This window comes from Fructobacillus tropaeoli (genome assembly GCF_001047135.2).
GTDB lineage: Bacteria > Bacillota > Bacilli > Lactobacillales > Lactobacillaceae > Fructobacillus > Fructobacillus tropaeoli.
The window spans coordinates 1-1433 of record NZ_DF968118.1; the positions used below are offsets into that span (position 1 = coordinate 1).

Annotated in this window: 1 protein-coding gene; it reads left to right on the forward strand. The window is 35.4% G+C overall.

The genetic code is table 11. The annotated features are described in order from the left end of the window. Positions 1–181 precede the first annotated feature (181 nt). Positions 182–1433 (forward strand): DUF1542 domain-containing protein (locus tag AOQ32_RS08760; RefSeq protein ID WP_158531899.1); only part of this gene is annotated, 1252 nt, incomplete at its 3' end.

Here is a 1433-nt window from a genome sequence, read left to right on the forward strand (position 1 = left end):
AACTAGTCTAAGTAGTACTGATTCGTCAAATAGTTCAACTAGCCTAAGTAATACTGATTCATTAAATAGTTCAACTAGCCTAAGTAATACTGATTCATCAAATAGTTCAACTAGCCTAAGTAATACTGATTCATCAAATAGTTCAACTAATCCAAGTAGTACTGATTCGTCAAATAGTTTAATGTATCGAACGTTAGATGATTCCCAAGATGCTCCTGCGGACCAAAATAACTATATTAGTGGTCCCGGAGGAGCAAATGGTAAAATTTATCAGGACGCTATTGCTAGTACTGCATTACAATATCAAGGCGTTTCTTATGATGAATCGTCCCAAAATTATGTTATTAATTTTCAGTTTGGATCAAAAGTAATTACTTCGACAGGCGGAGTTAATCGTGTTTTAGAGTTTTCTTTCCAGACTAGTCCAAATTTGAACAACAATGTCCAACAGGTAACTGTTAGTAATTCTGATGGTAGTCGTACGTTAGTAAATAACAATGGGACATATTATATAAAATATACTGTTGGTAAAGTTGTCGGAGGCAATGTTAATGTATCTGTCTACGTAAATCCTGTGAAGGTAACTGATGGGGACTGGGTATCGGCCTTTATGTCAACTCATCGTGAACGTTCTAATGGTACTCTTATACCTACTAGTACAGAAATTGCTTTCTCGGCTACCCGAAGTCTTACTTATCAACAATTTGGTAACGATTTTAATACACAATTGCTTTCATCACTGAAGAGTAATGCTCTGAAAGATTTAAACCAGACTAGCCCGTTAAATTCTACTACTAATCTTAAATCGAACTATACTAATAGTATAAATTCAGTGACAATTGATGGGGATTTTGCTTCTCAGATTCAATCTATACGAAGTGCTTTCCATGCTGATAGTACTAGTTTATCAAGCTCAATATCAGCTTTAAATAATCAATCGTCTTTGTCTGTTTCAAATGTTTCAGGTCTTGTTAATTTAACTGATGATGATAAAAAATCCGCATTAAACGCGATTAAGATGCAGCAACAGACAACATTATCAAACTTAATGTCTGTTACGCAAGCCAGCCAAATATCAGGAACGCAGAATAATGGTATTGAAGCAATAAAAAAAATTGAGCTACAGGCAACGATTCAGTCAGCAATTAATGCTATAAGTGATGCCGCTAAGGAAACTACTGGTAAGATACAGTCGGATAATACACTAACTGAGGATCAATATAATAATCAAATTAATAAAGTATTGTCTGATAAAAAGAAGTATACCGATTTGTTAAGTCAAATTACTAATTCTTCATCCGTAGCTAGTTTGCGTGATCAGGGAATCATGGCGATTAATGGGGACTATACTGCGGGAGAAAGTTTAGTCACTCAAAAGAAAACCGCGCAAGCAGCCATTGATGCGGAAACTCAGAAGACATCAGCAGCCATTG